The organism is Roseovarius sp. (assembly GCF_027019125.1).
In the GTDB taxonomy this organism is placed as follows: domain Bacteria; phylum Pseudomonadota; class Alphaproteobacteria; order Rhodobacterales; family Rhodobacteraceae; genus Roseovarius.
This window is the reverse complement of the sequence record NZ_JALUXE010000014.1, coordinates 88,925-115,664: the sequence shown is the minus strand read 5'-3', so window position 1 is coordinate 115,664 and position 26,740 is coordinate 88,925. Positions and strand designations below refer to the sequence as shown.

At 62.3% G+C, this 26,740-nt stretch carries 27 protein-coding genes and 1 tRNA gene; 16 read left to right on the top strand and 12 right to left on the bottom strand.

Features of this window, described 5'->3' with window-relative positions; all coding sequences use genetic code 11:
* Nucleotides 1-5: 5 nt before the first annotated feature.
* From MVC20_RS06620 to fabI, 6 genes are all read right to left on the bottom strand, one after another.
* Complete coding sequence (locus MVC20_RS06620) at nt 6-1,820, bottom strand: peptidyl-prolyl cis-trans isomerase (protein WP_297539608.1); 1,815 nt, start codon at nt 1,818-1,820, stop codon at nt 6-8.
* A 77-nt stretch (nt 1,821-1,897) separates the two neighbouring features.
* On the bottom strand, nt 1,898-3,103 hold the full coding sequence (locus tag MVC20_RS06615; protein ID WP_297539606.1) for an aminotransferase: 1,206 nt from the start codon (nt 3,101-3,103) through the stop codon (nt 1,898-1,900).
* A gap of 1 nt (nt 3,104) precedes the next feature.
* Nucleotides 3,105-3,602, bottom strand: a complete 498-nt coding sequence (gene gpt / locus MVC20_RS06610; protein ID WP_297539604.1) for a xanthine phosphoribosyltransferase — start codon at nt 3,600-3,602, stop codon at nt 3,105-3,107.
* 4 nt (nt 3,603-3,606) lie between these two features.
* Complete coding sequence (locus tag MVC20_RS06605) at nt 3,607-4,212, bottom strand: LysE family translocator (protein ID WP_297539602.1); 606 nt, start codon at nt 4,210-4,212, stop codon at nt 3,607-3,609.
* A gap of 11 nt (nt 4,213-4,223) precedes the next feature.
* Entirely contained in the window at nt 4,224-4,838 is a 615-nt protein-coding gene (locus tag MVC20_RS06600; RefSeq protein WP_297539600.1) for a LysE family translocator, read from the bottom strand.
* Nucleotides 4,838-5,665, bottom strand: coding sequence for an enoyl-ACP reductase FabI (gene fabI, locus MVC20_RS06595; RefSeq protein WP_297539598.1), 828 nt, complete (start codon nt 5,663-5,665; stop codon nt 4,838-4,840). Before fabI ends, MVC20_RS06600 begins: the two co-directional genes overlap by 1 nt.
* Nucleotides 5,666-5,831: 166 nt before the next feature.
* On the opposite strand from fabI, the gene pdxH reads away from it, so the two are divergent.
* The 6 genes from pdxH to MVC20_RS06565 all read left to right on the top strand — a co-directional run bounded on the left by pdxH (nt 5,832) and on the right by MVC20_RS06565 (nt 12,419).
* Nucleotides 5,832-6,434 (top strand): pyridoxamine 5'-phosphate oxidase, encoded by a 603-nt coding sequence (gene pdxH, locus MVC20_RS06590; RefSeq protein ID WP_297539596.1) that lies wholly within the window; start codon nt 5,832-5,834, stop codon nt 6,432-6,434.
* 143 nt (nt 6,435-6,577) lie between these two features.
* Complete coding sequence (locus tag MVC20_RS06585) at nt 6,578-7,090, top strand: cold shock domain-containing protein (protein ID WP_297539724.1); 513 nt, start codon at nt 6,578-6,580, stop codon at nt 7,088-7,090.
* On the top strand, nt 7,090-7,554 hold the full coding sequence (locus MVC20_RS06580) for a DUF192 domain-containing protein (RefSeq protein ID WP_297539594.1): 465 nt from the start codon (nt 7,090-7,092) through the stop codon (nt 7,552-7,554). Before MVC20_RS06585 ends, MVC20_RS06580 begins: the two co-directional genes overlap by 1 nt.
* 64 nt (nt 7,555-7,618) lie before the next feature.
* Nucleotides 7,619-7,695, top strand: a tRNA-Pro gene (locus MVC20_RS06575).
* Nucleotides 7,696-8,199: 504 nt separating this feature from the next.
* On the top strand, nt 8,200-11,874 hold the full coding sequence (locus MVC20_RS06570; RefSeq protein WP_297539592.1) for a vitamin B12-dependent ribonucleotide reductase: 3,675 nt from the start codon (nt 8,200-8,202) through the stop codon (nt 11,872-11,874).
* Nucleotides 11,875-11,885: 11 nt separating this feature from the next.
* The gene (locus MVC20_RS06565; RefSeq protein ID WP_297539590.1) at nt 11,886-12,419 is read left to right on the top strand and encodes an ImmA/IrrE family metallo-endopeptidase; all 534 of its coding nucleotides are present in this window, start codon (nt 11,886-11,888) and stop codon (nt 12,417-12,419) included.
* 330 nt (nt 12,420-12,749) lie between these two features.
* On the opposite strand, the gene MVC20_RS06560 is transcribed toward MVC20_RS06565, so the two are convergent.
* Both MVC20_RS06560 and fsa read right to left on the bottom strand, forming a co-directional pair.
* A complete protein-coding gene (locus MVC20_RS06560; protein ID WP_297539588.1) occupies nt 12,750-13,220 on the bottom strand; it encodes a copper chaperone PCu(A)C in 471 nt (156 codons plus the stop codon).
* A 127-nt stretch (nt 13,221-13,347) separates the two neighbouring features.
* Nucleotides 13,348-14,001, bottom strand: a complete 654-nt coding sequence (fsa, locus tag MVC20_RS06555) for a fructose-6-phosphate aldolase (protein WP_297539586.1) — start codon at nt 13,999-14,001, stop codon at nt 13,348-13,350.
* A 92-nt stretch (nt 14,002-14,093) separates the two neighbouring features.
* Between fsa and MVC20_RS06550 the strand changes: the two genes are divergently transcribed.
* The 4 genes from MVC20_RS06550 (at nt 14,094) to MVC20_RS06535 (ending at nt 18,980) form a co-directional block, all read left to right on the top strand.
* The gene (locus MVC20_RS06550; protein ID WP_297539585.1) at nt 14,094-16,295 is read left to right on the top strand and encodes a primosomal protein N'; all 2,202 of its coding nucleotides are present in this window, start codon (nt 14,094-14,096) and stop codon (nt 16,293-16,295) included.
* A gap of 101 nt (nt 16,296-16,396) precedes the next feature.
* Nucleotides 16,397-17,629, top strand: a complete 1,233-nt coding sequence (locus MVC20_RS06545; RefSeq protein ID WP_297539583.1) for an MFS transporter — start codon at nt 16,397-16,399, stop codon at nt 17,627-17,629.
* Between the two features lie 26 nt (nt 17,630-17,655).
* Entirely contained in the window at nt 17,656-18,543 is an 888-nt protein-coding gene (locus MVC20_RS06540) for a 50S ribosomal protein L11 methyltransferase (RefSeq protein WP_297539581.1), read from the top strand.
* Nucleotides 18,544-18,635: 92 nt separating this feature from the next.
* Complete coding sequence (locus MVC20_RS06535) at nt 18,636-18,980, top strand: hypothetical protein (RefSeq protein WP_297539579.1); 345 nt, start codon at nt 18,636-18,638, stop codon at nt 18,978-18,980.
* Nucleotides 18,981-19,058: 78 nt separating this feature from the next.
* On the opposite strand, the gene MVC20_RS06530 is transcribed toward MVC20_RS06535, so the two are convergent.
* Nucleotides 19,059-19,256, bottom strand: coding sequence for a DUF1127 domain-containing protein (locus MVC20_RS06530; protein WP_297539578.1), 198 nt, complete (start codon nt 19,254-19,256; stop codon nt 19,059-19,061).
* Nucleotides 19,257-19,566: 310 nt separating this feature from the next.
* Here MVC20_RS06530 and ruvC point away from each other — a divergent pair, with 310 nt between their 5' ends.
* The 6 genes from ruvC (at nt 19,567) to MVC20_RS06500 (ending at nt 24,717) form a co-directional block, all read left to right on the top strand.
* Nucleotides 19,567-20,073, top strand: a complete 507-nt coding sequence (ruvC, locus tag MVC20_RS06525; protein WP_297539576.1) for a crossover junction endodeoxyribonuclease RuvC — start codon at nt 19,567-19,569, stop codon at nt 20,071-20,073.
* Nucleotides 20,070-20,735 (top strand): Holliday junction branch migration protein RuvA, encoded by a 666-nt coding sequence (gene ruvA, locus MVC20_RS06520; protein WP_297539574.1) that lies wholly within the window; start codon nt 20,070-20,072, stop codon nt 20,733-20,735. Before ruvC ends, ruvA begins: the two co-directional genes overlap by 4 nt.
* Before the next feature lie 3 nt (nt 20,736-20,738).
* Nucleotides 20,739-21,767 (top strand): Holliday junction branch migration DNA helicase RuvB, encoded by a 1,029-nt coding sequence (gene ruvB, locus MVC20_RS06515; protein WP_297539571.1) that lies wholly within the window; start codon nt 20,739-20,741, stop codon nt 21,765-21,767.
* An 80-nt stretch (nt 21,768-21,847) separates the two neighbouring features.
* On the top strand, nt 21,848-22,519 hold the full coding sequence (locus MVC20_RS06510) for a hypothetical protein (RefSeq protein ID WP_297539569.1): 672 nt from the start codon (nt 21,848-21,850) through the stop codon (nt 22,517-22,519).
* Between the two features lie 88 nt (nt 22,520-22,607).
* Nucleotides 22,608-23,690 carry a transporter substrate-binding domain-containing protein gene (locus MVC20_RS06505; RefSeq protein ID WP_297539567.1) on the top strand — a complete coding sequence of 361 codons (1,083 nt, stop codon included), beginning with the start codon at nt 22,608-22,610 and terminating at the stop codon, nt 23,688-23,690.
* 4 nt (nt 23,691-23,694) lie between these two features.
* Complete coding sequence (locus MVC20_RS06500) at nt 23,695-24,717, top strand: transporter substrate-binding domain-containing protein (protein WP_297539565.1); 1,023 nt, start codon at nt 23,695-23,697, stop codon at nt 24,715-24,717.
* 66 nt (nt 24,718-24,783) lie between these two features.
* Here MVC20_RS06500 and MVC20_RS06495 read toward each other — a convergent pair whose 3' ends face one another.
* The 3 genes from MVC20_RS06495 to MVC20_RS06485 all read right to left on the bottom strand — a co-directional run bounded on the left by MVC20_RS06495 (nt 24,784) and on the right by MVC20_RS06485 (nt 26,717).
* Nucleotides 24,784-25,323 carry an adenine phosphoribosyltransferase gene (locus MVC20_RS06495; protein ID WP_297539563.1) on the bottom strand — a complete coding sequence of 180 codons (540 nt, stop codon included), beginning with the start codon at nt 25,321-25,323 and terminating at the stop codon, nt 24,784-24,786.
* A 60-nt stretch (nt 25,324-25,383) separates the two neighbouring features.
* Nucleotides 25,384-25,764: a hypothetical protein gene (locus MVC20_RS06490; RefSeq protein WP_037270865.1), complete on the bottom strand. Its 381-nt coding sequence runs from the start codon at nt 25,762-25,764 to the stop codon at nt 25,384-25,386.
* A 77-nt stretch (nt 25,765-25,841) separates the two neighbouring features.
* Entirely contained in the window at nt 25,842-26,717 is an 876-nt protein-coding gene (locus MVC20_RS06485; protein WP_297539560.1) for an S-methyl-5'-thioadenosine phosphorylase, read from the bottom strand.
* Nucleotides 26,718-26,740 lie beyond the last annotated feature (23 nt).

Here is a 26,740-nt window from a genome sequence, read left to right as displayed (position 1 = left end):
GGTCCTCAGTTGAAATTGGCATGCACGGCGTTGAGGGCCGCTTGATCCAGCTCGACGCCCGCGCGGGCGCGGATGTCATTGGCCAGTACCTGAAAGAGATCCTGCCCGAGGTCGGCGGCAACCTGATCCTGAAGGGCGCTGCGCAGGCGGGCGATATCCTCGTCCTCGTCTGCGGGCAGGGGCGGTGCGATGTTGTCGAGGCGCAGCACGAAGAGGCGGCCTTGGCCCTCGATCACGCGGACCTCGCCGGAAGTCATCGAAAACACCGTGTCGATGAATTCGGCCGGTGCCTCGGGGCGGTAGTCGCGGCGTGTCATGTCGGTCACTTCCGTGGCGGTCAGACCGAGATCGGCAAAGCTCGCGCCCGCGCGCAGTTCGGCAAGCTGTGGTTCGAGTTGCGCGCGCAGCGCGGCCACCGTGGCCTCGGCCCGCCAGCCCGCCAGCACCGCGTCGCGCACGGTTTCGAGCGGTTGGATGCGCGGCTCCTGGATGCCGTCGAGACGCAGGGCGAAAATGCCGCCATCGGCGAGCTGCGCAACCTCGGGGTAGTCGCCTTCGGCCACGGCCTCGGCGGCGGCGCGGAAGCTGTCATAGCCCGCCATGCCCTCGGTCAGGCCAGAATGCCAATCGATGCTGCCAAGTTCGAGATCGGTTTCCTTGGCCACATCCTCGAGCGTGGCCCCGCCGGCGAGCAGGTCATCCACGGCGTCAATCTGGGCCTCGATCACGCGACGGGCGCGGTCGGCGGCGAGTTCCTCGCGCAAGCGTGGTTCCGCCTCTTCAAAGCTCGTGACCTGAGCGGCGAGCACGGCGTTGACGCGAAAGAGCGCCGGGCCAAGATTGGTTTCGATCGGGCCGACCACCTCGCCCGCCTCGGCGGAGAACACCGCATCCCCGGCTGCGCCCAGTTCCTCGCGCGTTACATCGCCCATGTCGATATCGGCCATGTCGAGCCCCCGTTCGGAGACCAGCATTTCAAGGGCAATGCCTTCGTCGATCCGGGCGCGCGCGCGGGTCGCGGCCTCGGCATCGGCAAAGGCCAGGCGTTCCACCAGCCGGCGTTCGGGCAGGTTGAAATCGGCCTCACGGTCGGCATAGGCCTCGCGCAGCGCTGCCTCGTCCACCTCGACATTGTCGAGGATCATCGCGGGCGTGACCCAGGCATAGGTAATGGTCTTGGTTTCCGGCGTGGTAAAATCGGGCAGATGGCTCTGGTGATAGGTCTTGAGGTCGTCCTCTGACGGGACCGGCAGACCGGTTTCCAGCGCGTTGCGGTCGAGAACGGCAAAGGCCAGGCTGCGCCGCTCGGCCAGATATGTCATCATCGTGTCCATATAGGCGCTGGGCGTCTGCAATCCTGCCAAGGCGGCGGCCTGCACCAGCGTGCTTGCTGTTTCGGCGCGGATGTTTTCCTCGAACTGGGATTCGTTCAGCCCGGCCTGATCGAGCGCAAAGCGATAGGCCTCGCGATCAAAGCTGCCGTCAAGGCCCTGAAAGGCGGGGATGTCGAGGATCTGTTCGCGCAGGTTCTCGTCGCCGACCGAGAAACCAAGGCGATCGGCCTCATGTTCCAGCGCGGCGCGCGCCACCAGGCGGCCCAGCACATCGGTATCCACCCCGGCGGCGCGGGCCTCGGCAAAGGTCATGGCGCTGCCGCGTTGGGCTTCGAGGGCGCGGATTTCGTTTTGCAGGGCGCGGGCATAGCTGGTCACGTCAATCTCGGCGGTGCCGACATGGCCGATGCTGCGTACATTGCCCGAGAGGTTCGTTGCGCCGAACCCGGCAAGGCCGACGATCAAGAGGCCCATAAGAACCCACATTGAGCCTTTGTAAATACCTTTGCCCGCCATCATGGCCCCCTGTTCGTTGGTGGCTTGCGCCCGTGTTGGGCGACTGTCTACGCGCTGTGACCGTCCGCGACAAGGGGCCAGCGGAGGGCTGCGAGCCGGTCAAAGAGCGTGTCGATCCCCGCGCGATCGAGATTGGCGAAGGCCACGCGCAATTCGCGCAGCCCCTGTGGGTCATCGGCGGGCCGGAACATCGTGCCGGGGAGCAGGAGCACGCCTGCGTCGCGCACCAGCGCCTGTGCGAGCGTGTCCGAAGCCATGTCGAATGGATGCGCCATATAGGCGAAATAGGCCCCGCAGCCCAGCAGGCTCCAGCCTTGGCCTGCAAGTTTCGGCATGTTGTCATGGATCGCCGCGCGCCGGTCGAGGATTTCGGCGCGTTCACCGGCCAGCCATTGCCCGAGGTTGCGCATCCCCCAGAGCGCCGCGATCTGGCCCAGTTGGTTAGGGCAGATGGTGACGGTATCGAGGAATTTCTCGACCTCTGCCAGCCGGGTCGGTGAGGCCACCATCGCGCCGACGCGGTGGCCTGTCAGGCGATAGGCTTTGGAAAACGAGTAGAGCTGAATGAGCGTGTCGGCCCAGTCGGGATCGTGAAAGAGATCATGGCCCGCGCCGGGGCGGGCATCGAAATCACGGTAGGTTTCATCGACGATAAGGGCGATGCCGCGCTCTTGGGCCAGCGCGTAAAAGGCGCGGGTGAGGTCGGCGGGATATTCCACGCCGCCCGGATTGTTGGGGGTGACGAGCACGATGGCGCGGGTGCGCGACGTGATCAGCGCCGCCGCATGATCCGGATCAGGCAAGAGTTCGGCACCCGCAGGCAGCGGGACAGCGCGCACACCCGCCATGTCGAGCCACATTTTATGATTGAAATACCAAGGGGTTGGAAGGATAACTTCATCTCCTTCGGCGCAGAGCGTGGTGATCGCCGCGCAAAAGGCCTGATTGCAGCCCGAGGTGATGGCGACTTGACCGGCGGCGATGCTGCCGCCGTAGCTGGCGGACCAGTGTGCGGCCACTTCGGCGCGCAGGTCGGGCAGGCCCAGCACGGGGCCATAAAGATGCGCCTGCGGTTCATGCAGCGCCGCCTCGGCCACCGCGCGGCGCAGCGCCTCGGGGGGCGGGGCGACGGGGGCCGCCTGGCTTACGTTGATGAGTGGCCGGTCGGCCGGGAATGTGACCCCATCGAGCCAGCGCCGCGCCTCCATCACGGGGGGCGAAAAGGTGCAGGCGGTGCGGGGCAGGCTGGTCATGTCAGGCACCCCGGTAGGGTTCGACATATTGCAGGGCCATGTCCCAGGGGAAGAAAATCCAGGTGTCCTGGCTGACTTCGGTCACGAAGGTGTTGACCTGGGCGCGGCCCATCGGCTTGGCGTAGACCGTGGCGACATGGGCGCGCGGCATGTGCTGGCGCACCACCTCGAGCGTGCGGCCGGTGTCCACGAGATCATCGACGATCAGCACGCCCGCGCCATCGCCAACGATCGACATATCGGGGGATTTGATCACCACTGGGGCGGTCTGGCTTTGATGGTTGTAGGATTTGACGCTGATCGTGTCGACGGTGCGGATGTCGAGCTCGCGTGCCACGATCATTGCCGGTGCCATGCCGCCGCGGGTGATCGCCACGACCGCACGCCAGCCGCCTTCGGGGGCCTCGCCCTGAAGCCGCCACGCAAGTGCGCGGGCGTCGCGGTGAAGTTGATCCCAGCTTACGTGAAAGCCTTTTTCATGGGGGAGGCGGTCCATCATGTCGTTACCTGCTCAAGAGAAGTTTCAGCCCGAGCGCGCCCAGCAACAGGGCCGCCACGCGGTCGATGATCGGTTTCGCGCCGAGATAGGCGCGGCGGGCGGCGGCCCCGCTCAGCAGCGTGGCAAAGCCCGCGTAAAAGAGCCATTCCACCAGCATGTGATTGGCGGTGATGAGCGCGATTTCCGTGGCGGTAAGGCCCTTGGGAAAGACCACCACCAGCACGGAGGCGGCGAAAAGCACCGATTTGGGATTGCCGAGGTTGATCAGCACCCCGTCGAGAAAGGCCCGCCCGCGCGGTTTGCGCGGGCCTTCGGTCACGGGCTGACGGGCTGCGCGCCAGGTGTTCCATGCAATATATAGGAGATAGGCCGCCCCTGCGATCTTGAGCGTCGCGTAGGCCCATGGAAAGAGGGTAAAGAGCGCCTCAAGCCCCAGAAGTGCTGCCAATGTCCACAGCGCCGCGACAAGACCAAGGCCCATGCCCGCGGCGATTCCCGCCGCGCGACCATCTGCCAAGGCGGTGCGCAGGGCAAAGAGCAGGGCCGGACCGGGGCTGAGGATGGCTGCGGCCAGAACCGCGTTGAAAGCCAGAAGATCGAGCGCGGTCATGGGCTGTCCTTTCAGGTGCTCGCGATCTTGATGCCAAGCAGGGCCAAAAGCCCGCCAAAGGTTCGATCCAGGATGGATTTGAGGCTGACATAGGCGGTGCGGCTACGCTCGAGCGAGAAGATGCGCGCCACGAGGATATTCCACAGCGTTTCGTTCAGGAACACCACAGCAAGCAGCGCCGCAAAGATCAAGGGCGAGGTGCCGGGAGGCACGGTGCCGATGAAAATCGCGGAAAAGAGCACCGCCGGTTTCGGGTTTGCCAGTTGCGTCATCACTCCCAGCCGAAAGGCCGAGGCGGCAGAGCGGGGCAGGCGCGTTTCCGCGCCCATGTCGAGCGGGCGGTCGGCATCGCGCCACAGGCCCCATGCCATCCAGATCAGATAGGCGGCCCCGATGATCTTGAGCGCCCAGAGCAGGGCCGGTGCGGCCTCGAACACAAGACCCAGGCCAAAGAGCGCCGCCGCGGCCCAGATCACACCGCCGAGGCCGATGCCCATGGCCAGAAAGGTGCCGGTGCGCAGCCCTTCTGTCACGCCGGTGCGCGCGGCCATCAAGACCGCCGGTCCGGGGCTGATCGCTGCCATGAGGTGCAGGACGCAGATTGCGAGGAAGGCGGCGAGGGTCATTATTCCTGTTCCTTGCGTCCGCCGCTGGCGTCGATGTCGGGGGCGTCTACCGCCTTCATGCCGACGATATGGTATCCTGCATCGACATGCAGCGTCTCGCCGGTCACGCCAGAGCCCAGATCACTGAGCAGGTAAAGTGCGGAGCGGCCCACGTCGTCGATGGTCACGTTGCGGCGCAGCGGCGAGTTCAGCTCGTTCCATTTCAGGATATAGCGGAAGTCGCCGATGCCGGAAGCGGCGAGCGTCTTGATCGGTCCGGCGCTGATGGCGTTGACGCGAATGCCGTCCTTGCCCAGATCTTCGGCCAGGTATTTGACGGAGGCCTCGAGCGCTGCCTTGGCGACGCCCATGACATTGTAATGCGGCATCACCTGTTCCGCGCCGTAATAAGTGAGGGTCAGGGCCGAGCCGCCTTCGCCCATCATCTTTTCCGCGCGCTGCATCACGGCGGTAAAGGAATAGACCGAGATGTCCATCGTCATCAGGAAATTGTCGCGGCTGGTGTCGACGTAACGCCCGCGCAATTCGTTCTTGTCGGAAAAGCCGATGGCGTGAACCACGAAATCGAGGCTGTCCCAATGGGCGCCGAGATCGACAAAGAGTTGGTCGACCGAGGCCATGTTGCCCACGTCGCAGGGCAGAACGATGGTCGACCCCAGTTCAGCGGCAAGAGGATCGACCCGCTTTTTCAGCGCATCGCCCTGATAGCTGAAGGCCAGTTCCGCGCCGGCATCGGCGCAAGCGCGGGCAATGCCCCAGGCGATTGATTTGTCATTGGCGAGCCCCATGATCAGCCCGCGTTTTCCCGCCATCAGATTGTTCGACATTCCCAGCCCCCGACCATCAGATTTTTCTGACCTTTAGGCGATTGGGGGGATTGCATCAAGGGCTGGTCATTTTCGAAAGCAGGGTGTCAAATGCCGTCCAGAACACTAGTTTGAAACATATCGAAACATATCGGCCAAATCCGGCAGGCATCATCAAGGGAAGGTCATGGAACGCGACGGACTATTTGCAGGGGATGACCCGTTCGAGATTGCACGGGGCTGGCTGGCCGAGGCCGAGAAATCAGAGCCGAACGATCCCAATGCCGTGGCGTTGTCCACGGTGGACGCCGATGGCATGCCGAATGTGCGGATGGTGCTGCTCAAGGAGATCTCCGAGGACGGCTTCATCTTCTATACGAATTACAACAGCGCCAAGGGGCGGGAACTGACGGCCAATCCCAAGGCGGCGATGGTGTTGCACTGGAAATCCCTGCGTCGTCAGGTGCGGATTCGTGGTATGGTGAGTCGAGAAGAGGGCGTGCGCGCGGATGACTATTATGCCTCGCGCTCGCTCAAGAGCCGTCTTGGCGCCTGGGCTTCGGAGCAGTCGCAGCCGCTCGACAGTCGGGCGACGCTGATGGCGAAGGTGGCCAAGATCACGGCGCAGAAAGGGCCGAATCCTCCGCGCCCGCCATTTTGGGGCGGATTCAAGATCGCCCCTGTCGAAATAGAATTTTGGGCTGACGGGGCTTTTCGGCTGCATGATCGGTTTGTCTGGAGGCGGCCGGACATAGGCCAAAGCTGGAAAATTCAACGTCTGAACCCATGAATTTCACGTTGCGTGAAATGCAAGGCGCTGAAAATTAATAATATTAACTGCTTGCAAGCGGGGGCGAATTTAAAGCAAGTGTTACGCAGTCTTGGGGATGAAGGCTGTTAGGTAGGAAAAAAGTGACGACACAGGATGATGATATTCGCAGAGTGAAGGGACGTGTTAAGTGGTTTGACCCTGTCAAAGGGTTTGGGTTTGTGATCGCCGATGAGGGTGGCCCGGATATTTTGCTTCATGCCAATGTTCTTCGGAACTTTGGCCAAAGCTCGGTTGCGGATCGCGCCGGGGTGGAATTGGACGTGCAGCAGACCGAGCGCGGTCGTCAGGCCGTTGCGGTGCATGTGATCAGCCCGCCGGATGATCTAGAACACACGGGGCTTGCCGATCTCGACGAGATTGATCCCGAGATCATTCGCAACGCGCCGCTGCAACCGGCCCGGGTGAAATGGTTCGACAAGGGCAAGGGATTTGGCTTTGCCAATACCTTTGGTCGGGAAGAAGATGTGTTCGTGCACATCGAGGTTCTGCGCCGCTCCGGTCTTGCGGATGTTCAGCCCGGCGAGGCGCTGGCAATTCGCGTGATTGATGGTAAAAGGGGGCGAATGGCAACCGAGGTGTGTGGATGGGAAACGGCGGTAAAAGTATCCGAGTGATGGCGGCCGTCGTGCTTGCCGGTCTGGCAAGCACGGCAGCGGCTGAAAGTTGCCGCGAAGACGTGGTGATGCTGCGCAGCGATGCCGGCACCGCACGTTTCCGTGTCGAGGTGGCCGATGACAAGACCGAGCGTGCGCAGGGTCTCATGAATCGCGAGACGATGTCGATGAGCGCGGGCATGCTCTTTGTCTATCCCGAGCCGCAGCCGGTGGGTTTCTGGATGAAGAACACCCTGATTCCGCTCGACATGATTTTCATGGACGAGACAGGCACCGTGAAGAAAGTGCATCACGAGGCGCAGCCGCTGGACGAGTCGCCGATTTTCGGTGGCGATGACATTCTGGCAGTGCTCGAAATCAACGGTGGTCTGGCGCGCAAGATCGGCATTCGTGAAGGTTGGACCATGCGGCATGCCGCGATCGATCAGAGCAAGGCGGCCTGGCCCTGCGCCGAAAGCCAATAATACGTCACGAGGCCGGTTTTTGGCTTTTCAAGCTGGGTAATCACCAGTATGGAGACGCACGGTCCGGGGCGTAGCGCAGTCTGGTAGCGCACCTGTTTTGGGTACAGGGGGTCGTGAGTTCGAATCTCGCCGCCCCGACCATTTCTTTCCTTCTTCGCACGCATGAGCCCCGAATTAGCGGGTCGCTTTGCCTGAATTCTGTGCATTCGCCCGCGGGCAGGCACAGCGCGAAAGTTCAACCACTGTCATAGCTACGCCCGGCAAATGTGCCGGAAATAACGGGTTCTTCGAGGGGGCGCCTGTGGATGAATCACGTCCGCGATCGAGGGGGCGCGACCTGAGACATAGTCAAACATTTTTTCTGCCAAAATCCGAAAAGTTTTCGTTGACCGCCTAGGGCAATATACGTCAGTTTGTGTGAGCGGGCAGAAAGGCCACAACATATAGTGGCTCGCCCCGGCGGGGACATGACACCGACACTCAGGACGACCAGACAGTGACCACTCCGCACGGCAGGGCCAGACGGCGTTTCGCAACGCCTGATCGCCGCCGTCCATGGGGAAACGACCAACTCACATCAGGCCAGACGCCTGAAGATCACACTGGGCCAAAAGGCCATAAAACGATTGCGATGGGGCAGAAGAGATGAAGATCGAAAGAAAATTCACCACCGCCGGACAAGACGCCTATGCAGCGCTCGAATTCGTGACCACGAGTTCCGAAATCCGTAACCCGGATGGCACGACGGTTTTCCGGCTGGATGACATCGAAGTGCCCCGCGGCTGGAGCCAGGTTGCAAGCGATGTGATCGCGCAGAAGTATTTCCGCAAGGCAGGCATCCCGAACCGGATCGAAAAGGTCAAGGAAGAGGGCGTGCCCGAATTCCTGTGGCGCTCGGTGCCGGCGGCCGACAATGACGGCTTTGGTGGCGAGACAAGTGCCAAGCAGGTGTTTGACCGGCTCGCGGGGGCGTGGTGCTATTGGGGCTGGAAGGGCGGCTATTTCACCAAGGAATCCGACGCCCGCGCCTATTTCGATGAAATGCGCTATATGCTGGCGCGCCAGATGGCGGCGCCCAACAGCCCGCAGTGGTTCAACACCGGCCTGCACTGGGCCTATGGCATCGACGGCCCGAGCCAGGGGCATTACTACGTCGATTTCCAGACCGGCGAATTGACCAAATCCAGCTCGGCCTATGAGCATCCGCAGCCGCATGCCTGCTTTATCCAGTCGGTCAAGGATGATCTGGTGGGCGACGGTGGGATCATGGACCTGTGGGTGCGTGAGGCGCGTCTGTTCAAATACGGCTCTGGCACGGGCACCAATTTCAGCAGCCTGCGCGCCGAGGGGGAAAAGCTGTCGGGTGGTGGCAAGTCGTCTGGCCTGATGGGGTTCCTGAAGATCGGCGACCGTGCGGCTGGGGCGATCAAGTCGGGCGGCACCACGCGACGGGCGGCCAAGATGGTGATCTGTGATGCCGATCACCCCGATATCCAGGAATTCATCAACTGGAAGGTCAAGGAAGAACAGAAGGTTGCCAGCATCGTCGCAGGGTCGAAGATGCACGAGCAGAAGCTGAACCAGATCTTTGCCGCGATCCGGGCCTGGGATGGCAGTTCCGAAGATTCTGTCGATCCCAAGAAGAACGAGCAACTCAAGGCTGCCATTCGCAGTGCCAAGCAGGTGCAAATCCCTGAGACCTACGTCAAGCGGGTGCTCGATTATGCGCGGCAAGGCTATCAGAGCATTGAATTCCCGACCTATGACACCGATTGGGACTCAGAGGCTTATGCGTCAGTTTCGGGCCAGAATTCGAACAACTCGATCCGCGTCACCGACGCCTTTCTCAAGGCGGTGCGCGAGGATGCCGATTGGGCGCTGATCAACCGCACCGATGGTTCGGTCGCCAAGACGATCAAGGCACGCGATCTGTGGGAAGACGTGGGTCATGCGGCCTGGGCCTGCGCCGATCCGGGGATTCAGTATCACGACACGGTCAACGCCTGGCACACCTGCCCGGAAGATGGCGAAATCCGCGGGTCCAACCCCTGTTCGGAATATATGTTCCTCGACGATACGGCCTGCAACCTGGCCTCGATGAACCTGTTGAAGTTCTACGCGGATGGCAAGTTTGACGCCGACGCCTATATGCATGCGACACGCCTCTGGACCGTGACGCTGGAAATCTCGGTGACGATGGCGCAGTTCCCGTCCAAGGAGATTGCACAGCTCAGCTACGAGTTCCGCACCCTGGGTCTGGGCTATGCCAATATCGGCGGCCTCTTGATGAACATGGGGCTGGGCTATGACAGCGATGAGGGCCGCGCCCTCTGCGGGGCGCTGACGGCGATCATGACCGGCGTGGCCTATGCCACGAGCGCCGAGATGGCTGGCGAATTGGGCGCCTTTGGCGGCTACAAGCGCAACGCCAAACATATGCTGCGCGTGATCCGCAATCACCGCAACGCGGCCTATGGGGCCACCGAGGGGTATGAGGGGCTGGCGGTGAAACCCGTGCCGCTCGACCACAAGAATTGCCCCGATGCGCGGCTGATCGACCTGGCGATGGCATCCTGGGACGAGGCGCTCAAGTTGGGCGAAAAGAACGGGTATCGCAACGCGCAAACGTCGGTCATCGCGCCCACGGGCACCATCGGTCTCGTGATGGATTGCGACACCACCGGGATCGAGCCGGACTTTGCGCTGGTCAAGTTCAAGAAGCTGGCGGGCGGGGGCTATTTCAAGATCATCAACCAGTCGGTTCCGGCTGCGCTGGAAACGCTGGGCTATGGATCGGCCGAGATCGAGGAAATCGTGAGCTACGCTGTGGGCCATGGCACTATCGGCAACGCGCCGGGGATCAACCACACGTCGCTGATTGGTCACGGGTTTGGCCCCAATGAGCTGGCCAAGGTGGATGCGGCCCTTGCTTCGGCGTTCGATATCCGCTTCGTGTTCAACCAGTGGACGCTTGGCACGGAGTTCTGCACCAATGTGCTGGGGATACCGGCGGAAAAGCTGAACGATCCGACCTTCGATCTGCTCGCGCATCTTGGCTATTCCAAGCGCGATATCGAAGTGGCCAATGACCATGTTTGCGGAACGATGACGCTCGAGGGCGCACCGCATCTCAAGGTGGAGCATTACAAGGTCTTTGACTGTGCCAATCCCTGCGGCAAGAAGGGCAAGCGCTATCTCAGCGTCGAGAGCCATATCACCATGATGGCGGCGGCGCAGTCGTTCATCTCGGGGGCGATTTCCAAGACCATCAACATGGCCAATGACGCCACCATCGAGGATTGCCAGAAGGCCTATGAGCTGTCGTGGTCCCTGGGCGTCAAGGCCAACGCGCTCTACCGTGATGGATCGAAGCTGAGCCAGCCGCTCGCGGCAAGTCTGGTCGAGGATGATGACGAGGCCGCCGATATTCTGGAATCCGGCACGCCGCAGCAAAAGGCACAGGTGCTGGCCGAGAAGATCGTCGAAAAGGTGATCATCAAGGAAATCCAGAAATCGCACCGCGAAAAGCTGCCCGAGCGGCGCAAGGGCTATACGCAAAAGGCGATTGTCGGCGGGCACAAGGTATATCTGCGCACCGGCGAATATGAGGATGGCAAGCTCGGTGAGATCTTCATCGACATGCACAAGGAAGGTGCGGGCTTCCGTGCGATGATGAACAATTTCGCCATCGCGGTGTCGGTTGGCCTGCAATACGGGGTGCCGTTGGAGGAATTCGTCGACGCCTTCACCTTTACCAAGTTCGAACCGGCGGGCATGGTCCAGGGCAATGACAGCATCAAGAATGCCACCTCTATCCTCGACTATATCTTCCGCGAACTGGCGGTGAGCTATCTGGACCGCACCGATCTGGCGCATGTCAAACCCTCGGGCGCGTCCTTTGACGATCTGGGCCGCGGTGAAGAGGAAGGTGTGAGCAATATCAAGGAGATGTCGGGCGAAGCTGCGAGCCGTTCTCTGGAGGTGCTCAAGCAGATCAGCTCGACCGGTTATCTGCGCAAGCGTCTGCCGCAGGAGTTGGTGGTGTTCCAGGGCGGTCAGACCATGGCACGGGCCTCGGGCGATGGCATGGACCCGATGACGATGCTGGCCACGCTGGTGCCCGAGACGGCCACCGTTTCGGCGGCGATGACCACGACGACGGCGGTCGCCTCTGGCTCGGTCAGCATGGACGCCCGCACCAAGGCGCGGCTTCAGGGCTACGAGGGCGAGGCCTGTGGCGAATGCGGCAACTACACGCTGGTGCGCAACGGCACCTGCATGAAGTGCAACACCTGTGGTGCCACGAGCGGGTGTAGCTGAGGAGAAGTTTTATGAGAACGCTTCGAGACCTGTTCAGACGACTTCCTCCTGATGGGCAGCTGCTCCATGCTCTCAGAAACTTTAATTTAGCACCCTTCCGTAGTGGAAAGGCTGTCTCAGTTAAGCATCTGGCGGAGCAACTCGGTCTAGATGTCCACCAAGTTGATTTGCCAAGAGGTATGGCAGGGCGGCTAGTATCAGATCCGTTTTCCGATAGCGGATACGCGGTTGAGATAAACAGATCGCATGATGTTCGGAGTAGACGGTTCACGCTTCTTCACGAGATTGGCCACTTTTTGCTTCATATTGACCGATCAGACCCGCTTGCCGACCCCATGCTACTTAGCAGGAGCGATGAAGAGTTCTACTTCGATCAAATTAAGGAACGCGAAGCGAATGATTTCGCTGATGTTCTGCTTTTTGGAGATGGCGCGCTTAGTGCAGCTTTCTCGCTGTTTGCTCGTGATGTAGAAAAGACGGCTAATTACTTTGGCGTCACAGACAGGATGATAGAAATAGCGCTTAGCAAGTTTAAAGTGCGCTGAAAGTAAAGGGTCTTCGCTAGAGTGCTTTAAGATTAGGTGTCGCAAGATAAAGTTTCTTGTGTTTGCCTTTACTTACACGGGGCGGGTGCGCTCGCCCCGGACGCGGATCGGAAGCAGGCAACAACCACAGTCGGGCAGTGAATGACACCCGATCCGCGAGACTTGAGGGGGCCCTGTGCCCCCTCTTTTTCGTCAGGGACGTGTCGCGCCCAATCAAAACCGCCCCGGGCTTGACCCGGAACCTCGCCGATGCAGATCAGAAGCGCCGCCTCGGGGCCGGGGCGACAGAAGCCTGATCGGAGGAAAAGTGCTGGTGCCCAACAGGGGGGGTCAGTGACCCATCTTGGAATGGTCCGCCCCATCCGCCGGGTCGATCATGAACTCGACCGCAATCGGCCCCGCAGGTTCGAAATGGAAGGTGGCGGGTACCATATCCCCTTCCTTGAGCGGGCCGGTCAGGCCCATCAGCATCACATGCAGCCCGCCTGGTTCCAGAACCACGGTCTCGCCTGCCGGAATCTCGATCCCTGCAACCGGCTGCATCCGGGCGACACCGTCGCTGCCATGCTCGGTGTTGTGCAGGGTGATCTTTTTCGCCGCGGCGCTCTCTATGCCGATCAGGCGAATCGCGGTGGCCCCCTCATTGCTGATGGCCATATAGGCGGCGGCTGATCTGGCCCCGGCGAAGGGCTCGTTGATATGGGGATGGATGACTTCGATCGTGTCATTCTTGACGCTATGGGCTTGGGCCATCCCGCAGAGAGTGAGCGTGCCAAGAAGGGCAAGGGCAAACCGTTTCATGAAATCCTCGTTTAACTATAATGCGTTGCGTCCGGGCCGCGCCATTCAGCGGGGGCTGCGCCCCTCCGCGTGCGCGCGACCATGAAAAAGGGGCACCCGTGAGTGCCCCTGATCTGCGCCAGGCTGGTCAGAGAATTTTCTGACCGGTCTTTTCCCAATCGGCCATGAAGGTCTTGAGCCCCTGATCGGTCAGCGGATGCTCGGCCATTTTCTTGATCACGGCGGGGGGGGCGGTCATCACGTCGGCGCCGATATGGGCGGCCTGAAAGGCATGGTTGACGGTGCGGATCGAGGCCGCGAGGATCTGGGTCTCGAACCCGTAATTGTCATAGATCGTGCGGATGTCGGCGATGAGTTCCATCCCGTCGAGGTTGATGTCATCCAGCCGCCCGATGAAGGGGGAAATGAACGTGGCCCCGGCCTTGGCCGCCAAGAGCGCCTGATTGGCGGAAAAGCAGAGCGTCACGTTGACCATGTGACCCTCGCCCGAGAGCACCTTGCACGCCTTGAGACCGTCCCATGTGAGCGGCACCTTGACGGCGATATTGCCCGCGATGGCGGCGAGCTTGCGCCCTTCGGCAATCATCTCGTCGGCGTTGAGGGCGACAACCTCGGCGCTGACCGGGCCATCGACCATTTCGGCGATCTCTTTGGTGACTTCGAGAATGTCGCGGCCTGACTTCAGGATGAGCGAGGGGTTGGTGGTCACACCGTCGACCATGCCGAGGGCATTGAGTTCGGCAATCTGATCGGTTTCAGCAGTATCGACAAAGAATTTCATGGGGGGCCTCTGTGGCGGGTTGGGTTTGCTTGGCGAAGCGTTTACCTCATGGGGGCGTCCGCCGAAACCCCTCTTGCGACAGGAGCCGCCCGTTGACCCAAGCCTTGCCCGACTTTTACGACGAGGGGGCGTTGGTGGCCGTGCTGACGACGCAGCCCTTGGACGGGCCGCTGGATTATCTGGCCCCCGAGGGCGGGGTCATGGCCGGTGCCTTTGTCGAGGTGCCGCTGGGGCCGCGCCGGGTCTTGGGTGTGGTCTGGGGGCCGGGGCGCGGTGGATTTGACCTCAAGAAGGCGCGCAGCATCGGGCGGGTGCTCGATGTGGCACCGATGCGCGGCGAGATGCAGGAATTTCTGCGCCGGGCGGGGGATTATACACTGACACCGCTGCCCGCGATGCTGCGGCTGGCGACGCGGGCGCCGGGGCTGAGCGATCCGCCCTCGATGCAGAAGATTTACCGTCTGGGCGCTTCGGCCCCTGCGCGCCTGACCGATGCGCGGGCGCGTGTGCTGGAGGTCTTGCGCGATCATGGCGGTCTGGGCTTCACGCTCAGGGAGGTGAGCGATCTGGCAGGGGTGACATCCTCTGTGGTCAAGGGGTTGGTGGCGCAGGGGGCCGTGCTGGAAGAGAACACGCCGCGCGATACGCCCTTTGCCCGGCTTGATCCCGAGTTGCCGGCCAAGGCGCTGACCGAGGATCAGGCGGCGGCGGCGGAGCACTTGCGCGCGGGTCTGCGCGGGCAGGGCTATGGAACGACCCTGCTGCGCGGTGTGACCGGGTCGGGCAAAACCGAGGTGTATCTGGAGGCCGTGGCCGAGGCGCTGCGCCAAGGGGGGCAGGCGCTTGTCCTCTTGCCCGAGATTGCGCTGACGGCAGAGTTTCTGATGCGGGTCGAAGCGCGGTTTGGTGCGCGCCCCGCAGAGTGGCATTCCGGTGTCACCATGACCGAGCGGCGGCGGGTGTGGAAAATGGTCGGGCAGGGGGGGGCGCAAATGGTGGTGGGCGCACGCTCGGCGCTGTTCCTGCCGTTTCAGAACCTCGCGCTGATCGTGGTCGATGAGGAACACGACACGTCCTATAAACAAGAGGATGGCGCGCTCTATCATGCGCGCGACATGGCGGTCTTGCGGGCAAGCCTGTGTGGGGCGCGGGTGGTGCTGGCCTCGGCCACGCCAAGCCTTGAGAGCTGGGTCAATGCCGAAGCGGGGAAATACGAGCGGCTGGATCTCAAGGCGCGGTTCGGCGAGGCGGTGTTGCCGGACCTGGCGGCGATCGACATGCGGGCGGAAACCTTGCCCTCGAACCGCTGGATTTCGCCCACGTTGCAGGCGGCGGTCAATGCGCGTGTGGCGGCGGGGGAGCAGGCGCTCTTGTTTCTCAACCGGCGCGGCTATGCGCCGACCACCATTTGCCGCGCCTGCGGGCATCAGATCGGATGCCCGCATTGCGATGCGCGGATGGTCGAGCATCGGTTCCAAAAGCGGCTGATGTGCCACCAATGCGGCGAGAGCGCTGCCATGCCCGAAGCCTGCCCGTCCTGCGGGGTGACGGGCAAACTGGCGGCGGTCGGCCCGGGGGTGGAGCGGCTCGCGGAAGAGGCGGCGGCGCTCTTTCCACAGGCCCGGATCGCGGTGCTGTCGTCGGATTTGTTCGGCTCGGCGCGGGCCTTGAAAGAGCAGATCGTCGAGATTGCCAAAGGGGCGGCGGACATCATCATCGGCACGCAACTGGTTGCAAAAGGGCATAATTTTCCGCTGCTCACCTTGGTTGGGGTGATTGATGCCGATCTGGGCTTGCAAGGGTCTGACCTGCGCGCCGCCGAACGCACATTTCAATTGATGCGGCAGGTGGCGGGGCGCGCCGGGCGGGCCGAACGCGCCGGGCGCGCCCTCTTGCAGACGTTTCAGCCAGAGCATCCCGTCATCCGCGCCATTCTGGCCGGGGACGAGGAGGGTTTCTGGCGCGCCGAGGCCGAGGGCCGCAGGCAGGCGGGCGTGCCCCCCTTTGGGCGGATGGCGGGAATCATTCTCAGCTCGCCCGACATGCAGGCGGTGTTCGATCTGGGCGAGACCCTTGCACGGCGCGATGGGCCCATTCGGGCGGTGGGGGCGCAGGTCTTTGGCCCGGCCCCGGCACCGATCGCCCGTATCCGGGGGCGGCACCGGGTGCGGCTGCTGGTCAAGGCCCCCAAGGGTGCTGCGTTGCAGGCGGCGGTATCCGAGTGGGTCGCGCAGGTGCAGTTGCCCGCACAGATGCGCCTTACAGTCGATATTGATCCGCAGAGTTTTTATTGACGCTTTCTTGAAAAGAAAGCGGGTAGAAATCTTTTCAAGATTTCGATTGGACCATGGCGCAGCCTCTCGCCAAGGCGGAGACTTGGGCGTAAAGGGAAGTCATGAGACCGCAATTTCCCTTGGGCAGAGCGCAAGAGCTGCCATTCTGGCGACGACCTGTCGCGCTGCTGTTCCTGATGGCTGCCGCCATGCCGGTGGCCTTTGCCACATGGTCGGCGCTGCTCAATAACTTCGTGATCGAGGTGGCGGGGTTCAACGGCTCTGACATCGGCTGGTTGCATACGGTGCGGGAAATTCCGGGATTCCTCGCCATCGGGGTGATTGTCTTGATCATGTTCTTGCATGAGCAGGTGCTGGCGCTGGTTGCCTTGCTGCTTTTGGGGGTGGCGACCGCAATCACGGCGCATTTCCCGACACTGGGCGGGATTCTGATGATCACCATGCTCAGCTCCATCGGCTTTCACTATTACGAGACGGTGAACCAGTCGCTGCAATTGCAGTGGCTGGACAAACTGCGCGCGCCGCAGATGCTGGGCTGGTTGATGGCGGGCGGGTCGGCGGCGACGCTGGTGGCCTATGTGCTGATCGTGCTGACCTGGCAGGCGTTCGATCTGAGCTACAATTTCGTTTATCTCGTGTCGGGCGGCTTTACTGCATTGGTCGCGGTGTTCTGCCTGGTCGCCTATCCCCGGTTCGAGGCCCCCAATCCGCAGCTCAAGAAGATGGTGCTGCGGCGGCGCTATTGGCTCTATTATGCGCTGCAATTCATGGCCGGGGCGCGGCGGCAGATTTTCATCGTCTTTGCGGGCTTCATGATGGTCGAGAAATTCGGCTTTGAAGTGCATGAGGTGACAGCGCTCTTTCTCATCAACCTCGTGGTCAACATGATTTTCGCGCCCCTGATGGGCAAAGCGGTGTTTCATTTTGGCGAGCGGCGCACGCTGCTCTTTGAATATGCCGGATTGGCGATCGTGTTTCTGGCTTATGGCGGCATCTATTTCTTTGGCTGGGGTGTCGTGCTGGCGGCGACGCTTTATGTGATCGACCATATCCTGTTTTCACTGGCTTTGGCGCTCAAGACCTACTTCCAGAAGATTGCCGATCCCGGCGATATTGCGCCCACGGCGGCCGTTGCCTTTACCATTAACCATATCGCGGCGGTGTTCCTGCCTGCGGCCTTGGGGTATCTGTGGCTGGTGTCGCCTGCGGCCGTGTTCTTTGGCGCGGCGGGCATGGCGGGGATCTCGTTCTGCCTTGCGCTGCTGATCCCGCGCCATCCAGAGCCGGGCAATGAGACGATTTTTGCGCGGTTTCTTCCCGCCCCCGCGGAATGATCCCGATCCTCCGAGAAGGAAAACCAATGCCGACCTATACTGCCCTTACCACCCTTCCCGAAAAGGCCAACGCCGAAGCGATGGCCGAAGCGTTGGAGCATCTCGAGCCGGAACCGACCGGCATCGGATCGTTCGAGATGGAGGATGGATCGGGTCTCTGGGAGATTGGCGCTTATTTTGAAGAGGCCCCCGACGAGGTGGCGCTGGCGCTTTTGGCCAAGGCGCATGGGGCCAAGCCCTTTGTCATTTCCGAATTGCCTGAGGTGGATTGGGTGGCCAAGGTGCGGCGTGACCTGACCCCGGTAGTGGCGGGGCGGTTCTTTGTCTATGGCAGCCATGATGCCGACAAGGTGCCCGAGGAATGCGAGCCGCTGTTGATCGAGGCGGCAATGGCCTTTGGCACCGGGCACCATGGCACGACGCAGGGCTGTCTCAAGGCGTTGGACCGGCTGGCGGGTCAGGGCTTTGTCGGGCGGTCCGTGCTGGACCTGGGATGCGGCACGGCGGTTCTGGCGATGGCGGCGGCGCGGATCTGGCCCGGTGTGATGCTGGCCAGCGACATCGACGCGGTGGCGATCGAAGTGGCGAGCGCCAATGTGACGGCCAATGCTCTTGAGGGGCGGGTGGACTGTATCGAGGCCGAAGGGCTGGAGCATCCGCGCCTCAAGGCTTCGGCGCCTTATGATCTGGTCTTTGCGAATATCCTCAAAGGCCCGCTGATTGCGCTGGCACCGGGTATCACAGAGGCGTTGATGCCGGGGGGCAAGGTGATTCTCTCGGGCATTTTGAACGAACAGGCCGACGAGGTGCGCGACGTTTATTGCGCGCTTGGAAACAGTGTTGAGCATCGCGAAGAGATTGGTGACTGGACCACGCTGACCCTGTCGAAAAACCATAGAATGCGTCAGGATTAGGGCTGATCCCGAACGCTGCCTTGGTTTTGCCACATTTCGGACCTATCTTCTCCTCATCGCGGTGGGGGTCGTGATAACGGGATTTTTTCGAAATGAGTGACGCATTTCAAGAGTTCGACTCGCGCCTCAACTCTATTGATCGCAAGCGCACGAAACTGGCGCAGGGATATGCGAGCAAGGTCGGCAAGGATGGGCTGATCATTTTCCGCCCCAAGCGCCGCAAGAGCGGGCTTCCTCTGCGTGGGCTTCTGTATCTCGTTCTGGGCTTTACGTTTTTCAAGGCTGTGATCATCGCGCATCTGGGCGCACCGCTCTATGAGGATCGGTTGGCGCAATTGGCGCAGGGCAGCATTGTCGAACAGGCAGGGGCTGTGGTGATGCAATCCGATCCGGTCAGCCAGAAGCTCTCGGCCTATCTGCGCCCGATCCTGCGCTGAGCCTTATACCGTTGACGCATGAAAAAACCCGCGCGGTGCAGACCGGCGCGGGTTTATTGCTTGAAACTCATGGCGAGATCAGATCTGGCGTGCGACCAGATCAATGTCACCACGGCTAAGGCCGATATCGTCAAGTTCGCGGTCCGAAAGACGCGACAGGGCGGCGCGGGTGGCGCGACGCTCGTTCCAAGCGGCGAGAACCGAGAAAGCGCGGGCAAAGAATGCGCCGAAACCGGCGTGAGAAGCGTGAGAGCGGGTGCTGTCGAGAGCGGCCATGATTTTATTCCTATTGAATGAGGGGACAGAGCGTGTCTGTTTCTGAGCCGCAGGTAATCCGCACCTATCGTTCTCGCAAGGCGAGTTTATTGCATAGTTCTTATGCATTTTATGCATGGGTATAACAAGGCTTAAGCATATTGTTTTTAAACGATTTTAGATTTCACTATGGTCGCGTGCCAAGTGGATGCGCGACATTTCTGCAACGCAGCGATGGCAAAACAGGCAGTTTGTGAACGCGCATTCCGCTTGGTGTCTGTTCTCGTTTCGTGCTAATGCTGGGAAAAATCAAAACGGGCAGGGCAGCGAGATGCGGGTATTGGGCATTGATCCGGGGTTGCGTAACCTCGGCTGGGGTGTGATCGATGTCGAGGGCAGCCGGCTGAGCCATGTGGCCAACGGCATCTGTCATTCAAGCGGTCCGGACCTCGCCGCGCGGCTCTTGTCGCTCTACGAGCAGCTCACGGACATTCTGCACCGGTTTGATCCGCAGGCGGCGGCGGTCGAGCAGACCTTTGTCAACAAGGACGGAGCGGGCACGCTGAAACTGGGCCAGGCGCGCGGCATTGCCCTGCTGGTGCCTGCGCAATACGGGCTGGCTGTGGGCGAGTATTCGCCCAACACGGTCAAGAAAACGGTGGTGGGCGTGGGCCATGCCGCCAAGGAGCAGGTGGCACATATGGTCAAGGTGCAATTGCCCGGTGTCGTGCTGGCGGGGCCGGACGCGGCGGATGCGCTGGCGATTGCGATTTGCCACGCGCATCACGCGCGCTCGGGCGATGTGCTGGCGCGTGCAGTGGCGAGGGCCAGCGCATGATCGGGCGCGTCGCCGGGCGGATTGATTATCGCGGCACGGATCATGTGCTGATCGACGTGCGCGGGGTGGGCTATCTCGTTTATTGTTCAGAGCGGACGCTTTCGGCGCTGCCGGGCGTGGGTGGGATGGCCGCGCTCTACACGGATTTGCTGGTGCGCGAGGATATCTTGCAGCTTTTCGGCTTTCCAACCCTGGTGGAAAAGGAATGGCACCGCTTGCTGATGAGCGTGCAGGGGGTGGGGGCCAAGGCCTCGCTCGCCATTCTGGGGGCGCTTGGGCCAGAGGGCGTGGGGCGCGCGATCGCGATTGGAGATTGGCATTCGGTCACGGCGGCCAAGGGGATCGGGGCCAAGACCGCGCAGCGCGTGGTCAACGAGTTGAAAGACAAGGTGCCGATGGTGATGGCGATGGGGGCGGCATCGCCTGCCGCTCCGCCTGCGCCGGATGCAGGCGAGGTGATTGAAAGCGCAGCGGTGGTCACACCCACCCCCGTTCCGCCCAGTCCCGGCGCACAGGCCGAAGCCCTGTCGGCGCTGACCAATCTGGGATATTCCCCCGGCGAGGCGGCGGGCGCGGTTGCGCAGGTGGCGGGCGAGATGCCCGAGGGCACAACCTCTGATCTGATCCGCGCCGCGCTGCGGCGGCTGGCGCCGAAAGGGTAAAGCATGGCTGAACCGGACCCGACATTGCGCGGCGCGGCCTTGCCCGAGGATCAGGACCGTAGCCTGCGACCACAGGCGCTGTCCGAATTCATCGGGCAGCGCGAGGCGCGGGCCAATCTGGCGGTATTCATCCAGTCCGCCCGGCAGCGCGGGGATGCGATGGATCACACGCTCTTTCACGGCCCCCCCGGTCTGGGCAAGACCACGCTGGCGCAGATCATGGCGCGCGAATTGGGGGTGGGGTTTCGCATGACCTCTGGTCCCGTGCTGGCCAAGGCTGGGGATCTCGCGGCGATCCTCACCAATCTTGAGCGCAATGATGTGCTCTTCATCGACGAAATCCATCGCCTCAACCCGGCGGTGGAAGAGGTGCTCTATCCCGCGATGGAGGATTTCGAGCTGGATCTGGTGATCGGCGAGGGGCCTGCGGCGCGCACCGTGCGGATCGAGTTGCAGCCTTTCACACTGGTGGGGGCGACGACGCGTCTGGGTCTTTTGACCACGCCTCTGCGCGACCGTTTTGGTATTCCCACCCGGCTGCAATTCTACGAGATCGACGAGTTGCACGAGATCGTGACGCGCAACGCAAAGCTCTTGAACATCCCCACCGACCCTGATGGCGCGCGCGAGATTGCGCGCCGCGCGCGCGGCACCCCGCGCATCGCGGGCCGCCTCTTGCGCCGGGTGGTCGATTTTGCCGTGGTCGAGGGGGGCGGACGGATCAGCCGGGAACTGGCGGATGCCTCTCTTACCCGCCTGGGTGTGGATCATCTGGGGCTGGATGGCGCCGACCGGCGCTATCTGCGCCTCATTGCCGAGGCGTATCAGGGCGGGCCGGTCGGGATCGAGACTATCAGTGCGGCGCTGAGCGAGAGCCGCGATGCGCTGGAAGAGGTGATCGAGCCGTTTCTGCTGCAACAGGGGCTGATCCAACGCACGCCGCGCGGGCGGATGCTGGCGCAGGGCGGCTGGGCGCATCTGGGGCTGGCGGCACCGGGGCCGAAAGGGCAGAGCGATCTTTTCGGCAAGTGACCCGCCGGCGGCAGGCGCTGAGGGTGAGTATTTTTGCCAAGAAGAATGACGGGTTTGCGAGACACAACTCGGCTTGATACATGGGCGCAAACACCGGAGACCTGCCCATGACCGATACCCTGACCCCCGACGAGATCGCGGCGCTCTTTACCCGCACGGATGGGGAATTTCTCTTTGCCCGCTGGGGGCGGCCCATTGTGCCGGTGGTGTTCGGCACCGATGACGCGACGCTGAGCGTGATCAAGGGCGCGGTCGAGGCGGTGGTGGCCTTGGCCGGGCATCAGATGGCCGAGACCGACCCGGAACTGGGCGCGAACCTCATGCTCTTTTTCTTTCGCGACTGGAAGGAGTTGCCAGAGGTGCCGGGGCTGGATCGGTTGATCCCGGACCTTGGCCCGCTGGTGGCACGGTTGGAGGCGGCGGAGGCCAATCAGTACCGGATTTTCCGCTTTGATCCGGCGGGGGCCATTCGGGCGTGCTTTGTGTTCCTGCGGATGGACGCGCATCTGAGCGCGGTGCCCGCCGAGACATTGGCGCTGAGCCAGATCGTGCAAAGCGTGCTCTTGTGGTCGGACCGGGCGTTTCAGGACCGCTCGGCGCTGGCGGTGCTGCCGGGGGGCGGCGTTGTGCTGCGGCCCGAGATCGGGGCGCTGATCCGGGCAAGCTATGACCCGGTATTGCCGTCGGTCAGTCAGGATGCGAGCCACGCGCTGCGACTGGCGGCGCGGACCGGGTCGGGTGGCCCGCACTGAGCCCGCAAAGCGGCGTGGCGGGGCGGAAACGACTTGACCGAATCTGCCGGATTGGCCTTAGTGCCCTCATTATCTGGGGGATTGTATTATGAAGAGCGCTATTTGTGGGGTTGTGTTGCTGCTGGCCGGGGTATTCGCCGGACAAGCCCAAGCGCAGGGTTGTGGCGGCAACTACGTCGTGAAACGCGGCGACAGTCTCTCGCTGATCGCGGATAGCCAATACAAGGATGCCGGAAAGTGGACCGCCATCCACTCTGCCAACATGGATCAGATTGGCCAGAATCCAAACAATATCCGGGCCGGTATGCGGCTGCGGCTGCGCTGTATCGACGGTTTGCCCACCGGGCTGGACGGGGGAACCACGGCCCCCGAGGCGACGCTTGCCGCCGCCGCGCCATTGATTGTGGCCCCCGGCAATGCCGCAACCCGGCGCAAGATCAACATCCTGACGGGGGGCGATTTCTGGCCATTCACGGATAAGGCCATGCCGAATGGCGGGATGCTTGCGGAGGTGGTGCAAGCCGCGATGGAGGCGGCCGCTCCGGAGCAGGGGTTTGCCATTCACTGGGTCGATGACTGGGCGGCGCATCACGAACCACTCTTGTCCAATGCGCTGCTGGACATCGGGTTTCCGTGGTTCAAGCCAGATTGCGAGAGTGACCCCGAGACCTATCGCTGTGCCAACTTGCTCTTTTCCGAGTCGATGTTCGAAGTGCTGATGCTGCTCTTTGTCGACAAGACGCGGCCCATGGCCTTTACCTCTGACGCCGATATTCAGGGCAAGACCCTGTGCCGGCCCTCCGGATACTCCACCTATATTTTCGATCAGCATGGACGGAACTGGCTCAAGAACGGGGTGATCACCCTCAAGACGCCCGCATCCCCCGGCGATTGCCTGCGGTTGCTGGTGGAGGGAGAGGTTGATGGTGTTGTCCTGAACGAGTTTCTGGGGCGGGGCAAGATCAAGGAACTTGGGCTTGAAGACCGTGTCGTCGTGGCCCAGGGACAGCCGATCTCGGTCGATGGCAATCACATGGTCGTTCACAAATCGCATCCCGACGGGCCGGCGTTGTTGGCCGTTTTCGAAAAGGGCCTCGCTGAGATACGTGCAAACGGCACCTATCAGAAAATCATCGACGCGCATATGAGCCGCGTCTGGGCGGAGTTCTGAGGCGATGCGGAGCGGCTTCGCAGTTGCACTGTTCGCAGCGGGCTTGCTTTTGCCGGGGGGCGCGCAGGCGCTGTGCGATGTGACCTACCGGGTTCAGCCCGGAGATACGCTCGCCTCGATTGCCCAGACGCATTACGAGGATGCAGAGCAATGGACGCTGATCTATTACGCCAATCAGGCGACACTGGCGGGGCAGGTTCAGTCGCTGGTCTCCGGGCGCGACATCTATATCCCGTGTCCCGCGGAGAACCCCGAGCCTGACGCCACACCGCTGCGGCAAAGCGGGGCGGAACTGACCCTGCTCACCGCCGGGGGGGACGTGCCCTTTGCCGATCAGGATTGGCCGGGCGGCGGCATGGTCACCGAGTTGGTCAATGCCGCGCTGGAGCTGAGCCCATCACCGGTGCCCTATGAAATCGTGTGGGAGCCGGATCGCAGCCAGCATCTGGGCCCGCTCTTGGGGCAAAAGCGCTATGATATGGGCTTTCCCTGGATCAAGCCGGATTGCAGCCTGACGCCGGAAGACGACATCTGCACCGCGTTTCACTTTTCCGAGGCCTTGATGGATTTGCCGGTGATGCTGTTCCGGCGCGCTGACAGCGATTTTCGCTACACCGAGGATGCGGATATTCTGGGCAAGCGGCTCTGTCGTCCGGCGGGGCGTTTTACCCATGATCTCGATCGGGCCGACCGGCGTTGGCTGGCAGAGGGCAAGATCAGCCTGAACCAGCCCGGCAGCCCGGAGGAATGTTTTGCGCTTTTGATGGCGGGGGCGGTGGATGCGGTCAGTCTGGATGTCTTTGAGGGCGCGGCCAAGATCGTGGCCATGGGGCTGCGCGGTCAGGTGGTGCCCGTCGATCAGCCGCTGTCGCGCGAGGCGCTCCATGCGGTGATTTCCAAGACGCATTGGCGCGGCACGACGCATCTTTACCGGCTGAATGCGGGGCTCGCCAAATTGCACGAGAGCGGGCGCTATGGCGAGATCGTCCAGCGGCATCTGGCGCTCTTTTGGGAGGCGCTGAAATAGCTGGACGCGGCCTGTTTCGTGGCAGGCGTTGTCATTTGAGTATTTGAAGAACGATGAAAGGGGCGCTCAGAGCCCCTCAAAAGCGCAGAGCGTGTGGACGTCCATGCCCATGTCGGTCAGCCGCTTGTGCCCGCCCAGGTCTGGCAGATCGACGACAAAGGCGCAGCCGGTGATCACCCCGCCCAGACGCTCGATCAGGCGAATCCCCGCCGCCGCCGTGCCGCCTGTGGCCAGAAGGTCATCAACCAGAAGCACGCGCTCGCCGGGCTGAATGGCGTCATCGTGGATTTCAACCACCGCCTCGCCATATTCGAGCTGATACTCCTCCGAGATCACAGCGCCGGGCAGCTTGCCTTTCTTGCGGATCGGCACAAAGCCCACGGACAATTGGTGCGCGATGGCCCCGCCAAGGATGAAGCCGCGTGCCTCGAGCCCCGCCACCTTGTCGATGGGCTGGCCGGCATAGGGGTGCAGCATCTGGTCGATGGCCATGCGAAAGCCGCGCGGATCGGCAAAGAGCGTGGTCACGTCACGAAAGAGGATCCCCTCATGCGGGAAATCGACGATGGTGCGGATATAGTCCTGAACGGTCTTGAGGGGCGGCATGGCGTGGCTCCGGTTGGCTGCGGCAGGGTTGTGGCGCAGGGCGCGCGCAGGCGCAAGCGCTCAGTGCGTGGTGCGATATTGGGCGATGACCTCGGTCAGGGCGCTGATCGCCCAGAGGGTGAGGCCAAAGACCACGATACAGAGAAGGAAATTGAGCGCCGATTGGGCCAGCCGACCAAACCGCCCCGCCGGATTGCCGAGAAAGGCGATCTCGGGCCGCAAGAGAAAGCGCGACGCGATATAGCCAAAGAGCAGCGCAGAGAGACCCCAGTAGGTGACGAGAATGATCGGCTGGTCATTGGTGCGCGCCAGATAACTGGCAAAGCCCACCACCAGAACCCAGCGGATGACCTGAAAAATCTCATCGGTGAGCGCCTCAAAGCGGCGGCCCATGGCATAGCGCCAGTTCTGATCCGCGAGTTTGTCGATAAGATGCGTCATGCCCTTTTATTGGGCGTGACGCGCGCAGGCGTCCAGTGGTGTGACAGCCCGCGCGCGAAGAGTTGAGCGGTTGGCGATCAGCCCAGAACCCGCCCCGCCACCGCATCAAGCCGAGCCAGAAGCGCGGGGTCGCGTTTCTCGGGGGCGGTGATCAGGGCAAAGTCGAGCGCGCGGTCGCAGCCGTGCGGGCAGGGATCGCGCTCGGGGCCGAGCAGCGCAGGCAGGCGGCGCACGAGATTGCGCCCCTTGTCGGCATTGCCGGTAAGTGTGGCGATGATGGCGGTGATGTCGACCGCGCCGTGATCCGGGTGCCAGCTATCGTAATCGGTGATCATGGCGACAGCGGCGTAGCAGAGCTCTGCCTCGCGGGCGAGCTTGGCCTCGGGCATGCCGGTCATGCCGATCACGTCGCAGCTCCAGACATCGCGGTAGAGCTTCGATTCCGCGAGGGTCGAGAATTGTGGGCCTTCCATGGCGAGATAGGTGCCGCCTTCGTGCAGGGTGATGCCGGCATCGCGCGCCGCGACGGCGCAGGCTGCCGAGAGGCGCGGGCAGGTGGGATGCGCCACGCTGACATGGGCCACGCAGCCGGGACCGAAAAAGCTTTTCTCACGCGCAAAGGTGCGGTCGATGTACTGATCGACAAGCACGAAATCACCCGGTGCCATGTCTTCACGAAAGGACCCGCAGGCCGAGACCGAGATCAAGTCGGTCACGCCCAGACGTTTCAGGGCGTCGATATTGGCGCGGTAGGGAACCGAGGTGGGGCTATGCAAATGGCCGCGCCCGTGGCGGGGCAGAAAGGCCATCGGCACCCCGTCGAGCGTGCCGGTGAGGATTGCGTCCGAGGGCGCGCCCCACGGGGTTTCCACCGCGCGCCATTCGGCCCCTTGCAGCCCGTCGATCTCGTAGAGCCCGGAGCCCCCGATTACCCCGATCATTGTCTCTGTCATGTTCTGCTGTCCTGTCTGATACC

What these genes read in the sequence shown, in the direction of transcription:
- MVC20_RS06620 (WP_297539608.1), bottom strand. Translation starts at nt 1,820, where the DNA reads ATGTGGGTTCTTATGGGCCTCTTGATCGTCGGCCTTGCCGGGTTCGGC.
- MVC20_RS06615 (WP_297539606.1), bottom strand. Translation starts at nt 3,103, where the DNA reads ATGACCAGCCTGCCCCGCACCGCCTGCACCTTTTCGCCCCCCGTGATG.
- gpt (WP_297539604.1), bottom strand. Translation starts at nt 3,602, where the DNA reads ATGATGGACCGCCTCCCCCATGAAAAAGGCTTTCACGTAAGCTGGGAT.
- MVC20_RS06605 (WP_297539602.1), bottom strand. Translation starts at nt 4,212, where the DNA reads ATGACCGCGCTCGATCTTCTGGCTTTCAACGCGGTTCTGGCCGCAGCC.
- MVC20_RS06600 (WP_297539600.1), bottom strand. Translation starts at nt 4,838, where the DNA reads ATGACCCTCGCCGCCTTCCTCGCAATCTGCGTCCTGCACCTCATGGCA.
- fabI (WP_297539598.1), bottom strand. Translation starts at nt 5,665, where the DNA reads ATGTCGAACAATCTGATGGCGGGAAAACGCGGGCTGATCATGGGGCTC.
- pdxH (WP_297539596.1), top strand. Translation starts at nt 5,832, where the DNA reads ATGGAACGCGACGGACTATTTGCAGGGGATGACCCGTTCGAGATTGCA.
- MVC20_RS06580 (WP_297539594.1), top strand. Translation starts at nt 7,090, where the DNA reads ATGGCGGCCGTCGTGCTTGCCGGTCTGGCAAGCACGGCAGCGGCTGAA.
- MVC20_RS06570 (WP_297539592.1), top strand. Translation starts at nt 8,200, where the DNA reads ATGAAGATCGAAAGAAAATTCACCACCGCCGGACAAGACGCCTATGCA.
- MVC20_RS06565 (WP_297539590.1), top strand. Translation starts at nt 11,886, where the DNA reads ATGAGAACGCTTCGAGACCTGTTCAGACGACTTCCTCCTGATGGGCAG.
- MVC20_RS06560 (WP_297539588.1), bottom strand. Translation starts at nt 13,220, where the DNA reads ATGAAACGGTTTGCCCTTGCCCTTCTTGGCACGCTCACTCTCTGCGGG.
- fsa (WP_297539586.1), bottom strand. Translation starts at nt 14,001, where the DNA reads ATGAAATTCTTTGTCGATACTGCTGAAACCGATCAGATTGCCGAACTC.
- MVC20_RS06545 (WP_297539583.1), top strand. Translation starts at nt 16,397, where the DNA reads ATGAGACCGCAATTTCCCTTGGGCAGAGCGCAAGAGCTGCCATTCTGG.
- MVC20_RS06540 (WP_297539581.1), top strand. Translation starts at nt 17,656, where the DNA reads ATGCCGACCTATACTGCCCTTACCACCCTTCCCGAAAAGGCCAACGCC.
- MVC20_RS06535 (WP_297539579.1), top strand. Translation starts at nt 18,636, where the DNA reads ATGAGTGACGCATTTCAAGAGTTCGACTCGCGCCTCAACTCTATTGAT.
- MVC20_RS06530 (WP_297539578.1), bottom strand. Translation starts at nt 19,256, where the DNA reads ATGGCCGCTCTCGACAGCACCCGCTCTCACGCTTCTCACGCCGGTTTC.
- ruvC (WP_297539576.1), top strand. Translation starts at nt 19,567, where the DNA reads ATGCGGGTATTGGGCATTGATCCGGGGTTGCGTAACCTCGGCTGGGGT.
- ruvA (WP_297539574.1), top strand. Translation starts at nt 20,070, where the DNA reads ATGATCGGGCGCGTCGCCGGGCGGATTGATTATCGCGGCACGGATCAT.
- ruvB (WP_297539571.1), top strand. Translation starts at nt 20,739, where the DNA reads ATGGCTGAACCGGACCCGACATTGCGCGGCGCGGCCTTGCCCGAGGAT.
- MVC20_RS06510 (WP_297539569.1), top strand. Translation starts at nt 21,848, where the DNA reads ATGGGCGCAAACACCGGAGACCTGCCCATGACCGATACCCTGACCCCC.
- MVC20_RS06505 (WP_297539567.1), top strand. Translation starts at nt 22,608, where the DNA reads ATGAAGAGCGCTATTTGTGGGGTTGTGTTGCTGCTGGCCGGGGTATTC.
- MVC20_RS06500 (WP_297539565.1), top strand. Translation starts at nt 23,695, where the DNA reads ATGCGGAGCGGCTTCGCAGTTGCACTGTTCGCAGCGGGCTTGCTTTTG.
- MVC20_RS06495 (WP_297539563.1), bottom strand. Translation starts at nt 25,323, where the DNA reads ATGCCGCCCCTCAAGACCGTTCAGGACTATATCCGCACCATCGTCGAT.
- MVC20_RS06490 (WP_037270865.1), bottom strand. Translation starts at nt 25,764, where the DNA reads ATGACGCATCTTATCGACAAACTCGCGGATCAGAACTGGCGCTATGCC.
- MVC20_RS06485 (WP_297539560.1), bottom strand. Translation starts at nt 26,717, where the DNA reads ATGACAGAGACAATGATCGGGGTAATCGGGGGCTCCGGGCTCTACGAG.